The organism is Coprococcus sp. ART55/1 (genome assembly GCF_000210595.1).
In the GTDB taxonomy this organism is placed as follows: domain Bacteria; phylum Bacillota; class Clostridia; order Lachnospirales; family Lachnospiraceae; genus Coprococcus; species Coprococcus aceti.
Map to the genome: position 1 here is coordinate 1,351,487 of NC_021018.1, position 5,536 is coordinate 1,357,022.

At 46.6% G+C, this 5,536-nt stretch carries 5 protein-coding genes; all 5 read right to left on the reverse strand.

From position 1 onward, the window contains the following. Positions 1 to 1,024: glutamine-hydrolyzing GMP synthase (gene guaA, locus CCU_RS06300; RefSeq protein WP_208896047.1), on the reverse strand; the 1,024-nt coding region annotated here is incomplete at its 3' end. 261 nt (positions 1,025 to 1,285) lie between these two features. Further along, a complete protein-coding gene (locus CCU_RS06305; protein WP_015533992.1) occupies positions 1,286 to 2,518 on the reverse strand; it encodes a S41 family peptidase in 1,233 nt (410 codons plus the stop codon). Positions 2,519 to 2,582: 64 nt separating this feature from the next. Further along, a complete protein-coding gene (locus CCU_RS06310; RefSeq protein ID WP_015533993.1) occupies positions 2,583 to 3,818 on the reverse strand; it encodes a murein hydrolase activator EnvC family protein in 1,236 nt (411 codons plus the stop codon). Positions 3,819 to 4,001: 183 nt separating this feature from the next. Continuing rightward, positions 4,002 to 4,910, reverse strand: a complete 909-nt coding sequence (ftsX, locus tag CCU_RS06315) for a permease-like cell division protein FtsX (protein WP_015533994.1) — start codon at positions 4,908 to 4,910, stop codon at positions 4,002 to 4,004. Further along, positions 4,900 to 5,536: cell division ATP-binding protein FtsE (gene ftsE / locus CCU_RS06320; protein ID WP_208895977.1), on the reverse strand; the 637-nt coding region annotated here is incomplete at its 5' end. The genes ftsE and ftsX, both read right to left, overlap by 11 nt.

Sequence of the window (5,536 nt, forward strand, 5' to 3'; positions counted from 1 at the left end):
TGACTGCTGACTTGTCAAGGCCTGACTCAATGACGTCAGGATATATGGTTCCCTGTACGAGGAAGTCCACGGCACCGATCTTCTTGGCCTCTTCCTCGAATACACGGATAAACTCCTCACCTATTATCTTTCTTTTTGCCTCAGGCTCGGTTACTCCGGCAAGCTTGCTGTAGAATCTGTCCTGAGCATTTACTCTGATGAAGTTCAGGTCATATGGGCCGTCCGGTCCAAATACCGCCTCAACCTCGTCGCCCTCGTTCTTACGAAGAAGGCCGTGGTCTACGAACACACATGTAAGCTGCTTGCCTATCGCCTTGGACAGGAGAACCGCAGCTACTGATGAGTCAACACCGCCTGACAGGGCGCACAGCACCTTGCCATCGCCTATCTTGGCACGGAGACTCTCTATTGTATCTTTTACAAATGAATCCATCTTCCAGTCGCCTGCACACTGGCATACATCCATGACAAATGCTCTGAGCATCTTCATACCTTCCTCGGTGTGCATAACCTCTGGGTGGAACTGAGTCGCATACAGCTTCTTCTCAGCATTCTCCATGGCTGCCACTGGGCATACAGGAGTGTAAGCTGTCTTCTTGAAACCCTCTGGCACCTCTGCAATATAGTCTGTGTGACTCATCCAGCAGATGGTCTTGTCATTCACATCTGCAAACAGCTTGGATGTCTTGTCAACCTCAACCTCTGTTCTTCCATACTCGCTGACAGGGGCCGTGCTGACCTTGCCGCCCAGCAGATGAGCCATGAGCTGTGAACCGTAACATATTCCGAGAATAGGAATACCCAGTTCGAATATCTCCTTGCTGCAGCTAGGTGAATCGTCTTTGTATACGCTGTTTGGTCCGCCGGTAAAGATGATTCCCTTTGGATTCATCTCCTTGATCTTCTCCAGCGGCAATGTGTACGGATGTACTTCGGCATATACATTACACTCTCTTACACGTCTGGCGATCAGTTGGTTGTACTGTCCGCCAAAGTCCAATACGATAATCAGTTCCTTATCCATGTATATCTCCTTTGTTGCCTTTTATTTACCTATAACATATTTCTGAACATTTCCTAGTATAACACAATATGCAGCACTTTTGTGCTGCATATTATCTAAAAATTATGTTGTTTTAATTATTTATGCATTTTACATATACGATAGCATTCGAACAGATACTTCACTGACAAATTTATATAACGCAGTAACGTCATCTGCCCTGCCCACTCAATATTGAAATCTATTATATAACTATATTTATACCAATCTCTATCTTGGTCCCTACTTCAGCTTCTCCTTCAGAACCTCAATACCCTTCTGGTACTGGCTGTCATTCTTGCCCTGGAAATCCTCATAGGTATAATCATCTGGAAGATCCACTTCAATATCAGGCGCAACACCCTTCTTGTGGATATCGTTGTCATCGTGTGTGAAATACTTCTGTGTCGTGAGCTTGATCGCTGTGCCATCACCAAGTGGTATAACACTCTGCACGATTCCCTTACCGTAGGTATTCTTTCCTACAACAGTTGCAGCCCCGAATTCCTTGAGTGCCGATGTAAGTATCTCTGACGCACTGGCACTGTACTCATTTGTCAGGACTACCATAGGCATATCGAGGTATTCATCATCTGTCGATTTATACTCGTCCACAACCTTGCCGGTCTTGTCCTTGATGGACACTATGGTTCCCTCTGGGAGCAGATAGTCGCAAATGTTTACGACCGTGGTAAGCATTCCACCCGGATCACTTCTGACATCGATCATCAGTGCCTGCATGCCCTCATTCTTGAGCTCCTCAACTGCCTTCTGGAAAAGCTCGTCTGTGTTGTCTATGAACTGCGTGATCCTCACATATCCGATCTTGTCGTCTATCATAAATGATGATACCGTGCTGTACTCAACGATCTCCCTGGTGATGGTGACATCGTGGTAAGCCTTATCACGCTCCCTGTATATCTTCAGCGTAACATCAGTTCCAGCATCGCCTCTTATGAGTGATACGAGGTAGTCAAGATCATCGTCTGTAGTGATCTCGTGATCGTCTATCTGTACAATAATGTCATCAGGCTGTATATCCACCTTCTCAGCCGGTGCACCCTCAAGGATATTTACCGCACGGACATATCCCGTATCCTCATCCTTGCTGACCGTAACTCCGATTCCGGCATACTCACCTGAATCATCCTCCTGCAGCTTGGCATACTCTTCCTTGGTGTAATACTGTGCATACGGATCGTCAAGGGATTCCATTATACCCTTGTATATGCCCTCCCTGATCGTATCATCGTCAATATCATTGTAATAATAATTGTCTATGATACTCTCGATCTTCTCTGTCTTGTCAAATACGTCCGCATCCAACAGATTGCCATCATAGGTTATCTTGGTGGAACTGCCGGTTTTGCCGCTGAGTGTGCCACTGAACACACCTGATGTACCGCAGCCCGTCAGACCGATCACCGTACTTGCCAGCACCGCTGTCACTACTGTCTTCTTCAACATTTTCCTCATATCATTATCTCCTAACCTTGTATTGCCATCAAATACCTGAATCTCTCCATATCCCCTGCCCGGTCTACTGTCCAAGGAAGTCATGCGGATTGACATACGTTCCGTCTATCGACACGCCAAAATGGCAATGCGGACCTGTCGACACACCCGTACTTCCTGCCTTTGCTATGACCTGACCTTTCTCAACCTTGTCGCCAACATTTACACATAGCTGTGAGTTGTGCATATATACCGTACATATTCCGCCGCCGTGGCTGATCATGACCATGTTGCCACCACCGCCATTGTAGCAGGACATCACGACTGTGCCGGCCTCCGCCGCAACAATATCTGTTCCATAATCACAGCCTATATCAAGTCCCTGATGATATGTACTTGCTCCCGCTGTAGGAGCATCTCGGTAACCAAATTCATCCGTGATAACACCTCCGGTCGATACCGGCCACATGAATTTGCCCTTATATTTGGAGGTGTCGTATACCTTTCCATCTTTCGTATACGCACCCGTACCATTTGCATTTGCCTTGCCCATCTCCTGTCTGGATATCTCCGCGATACGTCTCTCGGCTTCCTCACGGGCCACAGTGAACTTGTTCATCAACGACTTCTGGGCTTCTATATCACCATCATATCTGGTGATCTCTTCCTGCTTCTGATCTATAATGGTCTGCAGTTCAGCCTCGTTACTCTCCAGATCCGTCTTGACCGACTCCACCTGTCTGAGGTCAGATTCAAGCTGCGCCTCATAATTTGCTATATCTGTCTTGGTCTTGATCAGCTTTGCAAGCTGCCTCTGATCGTATTCCGATATCTGGTCTATATACTCTGATTTGTTCAGGAGATCGCTGAATGATATGGATGTGAGCAGGGCATCGACATATTCCGTCTCCCCCTCCTCATACAGATACTGTATTCTCTGCTTCATCGCCTCATACTGCTCATCCTCTGCCTTCTGAGCTTCATCCAGACTTTTCTGAGTTGTGTCTATCTCCGTCTGGAGCTCGTCTGTCTGCTCCTGCAGGCTCGTTATCTGAGTCTGGACGGATGTCATCTTGGCATCCAGATCCGCAACGTCCTGAACGATCTTGTTCTGCTGTTCCTCCAGAGAATCCAGAACGTCCTTGGCATTCTTCTCGTTTTCACTGGCATCATCCTTCTGACGCTCAGCCTCTTCCTTCGTCATGGCATATGCCATATTTCCCCCGGTCTGAGACGCAGCCATGCCCCCCATGACTACACATCCCGCAACAAGCAATGCCATCCTTCTGATATTCCCTTTTACATTGACTTTCTTTTTCATAATCTACTACTCCTTGTTATCCCCATCTAACAATTAACTAGTATATCTTATGTCGTCGTGCGTGAGCGCGATGACCTGCGCACGCATCAGCGTGCTTCATTATATTATATCGCCTGCCGGCTCAATGAGGGCATTCGCATTATGACGTCTTGCGCAAGCGCATCCGTCGCAATGCTCATTATATCATACTCTCAAATGCTTCCTCGTGGTAAGGATACTTCCTACCAGTCCAACACCGATACCAAGCACAAGTCCAACCGGTATCATGGTCTTGAACAGGTCATGCTGGCTCACAAATGCAAACAGCGTTGTGACAACCTTAAATCTTCCGGCAACATATGTCAGTATCTTATCATACATGTAGTACAGAAGAACCAGAGGTATAGCCGAACCGACCGCACCTATGATCACACCCTCTATGATGAACGGCGCCCGTACAAATACATTTGTCGCACCGATCAGCTTCATGATCCCTATCTCTTCCTTTCGCACCGTGATACCTATGGTGATAGTATTGCTTATAAGGAAGATAGATACCAGCATCAGTATCACAACTATTCCTATGGATGCATATCCGACAAGGGATGACAGTGTCGTGATGCTGTCCGCAGTCACGTCAGAGCTCTTGACCTTTCTGACTCCTGAAAGCCCCTGGGCAAATGCCACGAACTCCGGCTGTCTGGCCACATCCTTGAGCGTAACCTCATATGAGGCCGAATTCTTAAGTGGATTGTCCTCGCCAAATGCATTCTTTGCCGCCTGTGGATCATCGTAGTTCTGCTCAACAAATTTATTCCATGCGTCATCCGCCGACACGTAATCCATCGTGTTTACATAATCCAGAGTTCTTATCTGTGATCCGATAAGCTGTATCGTGTCGTCCGACACATCCTCGTCAAAGAACACTGATATTGTAACTGTATTCTCAAGCTCCTGCATACCGGACTGAAAGTTTACAACTACCGCATATATGATTCCAAAGAGGAACAGACATGATATGATGGTTCCAAGTGATGCAAGTGAGAACAGAATATTTCTTCTTATATTTGCAAAGCCCTGTCTGAGGATATAGAAAAATGTACTAATCTTCATCTATATATCCTCCTTCCTTCTCGTCGCTGATAATTACACCCTTCTTCAGGGTGATAACTCTCTTCTTCATCTCATTGACGATATCCTTGTTGTGGGTTACCACGACAACTGTGGTTCCTCTCTTGTTGATATCCTCAAGGAGGTTCATGATATCCAGTGAGTTCTTAGGATCGAGATTTCCTGTAGGCTCATCCGCCAGTATGATGTCAGGATTGTTGACCAGTGCTCTCGCCATGGCAACTCTCTGCTGCTCACCACCTGAGAGCTCTTTTGGATATGATTTGTACTTGTCTGCAAGTCCAACCAGCGTCAGCATGGCCGGAACACGTCTTCTGATGTATCTCGCCGGAGTCTGGATAACTCTCTGTGCAAATGCAACATTCTCGTATATAGTCCTGTCCTTCAGAAGCCTGAAGTTCTGGAATACGACTCCAATCCTTCTTCTGACCTTCGGTATATCTTTTCTCTTTATCTTGCCATAGTCGTATCCGGCAACAGTGATATTGCCCTCCGTAGGATCGAGCTCCTTGAGCAGAAGCCTAAACAGAGTGGTCTTGCCTGATCCACTGCTTCCAACTATAAATACGAACTCGCCTTTTTCTATATTGATGTTCACATTCTTGAGC